1 protein-coding gene is annotated in these 509 nt (G+C 60.6%); it reads left to right on the top strand.

All coding sequences use genetic code 11. The features are described 5' to 3' along the window. On the top strand, nucleotides 1-509 hold a 509-nt coding region (locus AC1DU6_RS35955; RefSeq protein WP_477863455.1), incomplete at both ends, for an acyl-CoA dehydrogenase family protein.

Raw genomic sequence — 509 nt, 5'->3', positions numbered from 1 at the left:
GAATTCTGGTTCCGATCTGTTTGCCGCCAAGACCAAGGCCACCAAGACCGACGGCGGCTGGCTGATCAATGGCAGCAAGATCTGGACGACCTCGGCGCATATGGCCGACTACATGATCGCGATCTTCCGCACATCGGCCCCGACCAAGGAWAATCGCCGCCACGGATTGACGCAGTTTCTGGTCAATATGAAGAAGCCGGGCATCACGGTGAACCCGATCGCGCAGATCACCGGCCAGTATGAATTCAACGAAGTTGTCTTCACCGATCACTTCGTGCCGGATGACCATATGCTGGGCGAAATCGACAGCGCCTGGAAACAGGCCACCTCAGAACTCGCTTACGAGCGATCCGGCCCCGAACGCTTCCTTGAGACCTACTACGTGCTGACCGAGCTCGTCCGCGCTGTCGGACCGAAGCCGGACACCCGCAGCGCCGAAGGCATCGGCCGCCTCGTCGCGCAACTGCACACGATGCGACGCATGTCGGTGTCGGTGGCCGGCATGCTGC

The organism is Roseateles sp. P5_B10, from assembly GCF_056400485.1.
This window is presented reverse-complemented; position numbering and strand designations above follow the sequence as displayed.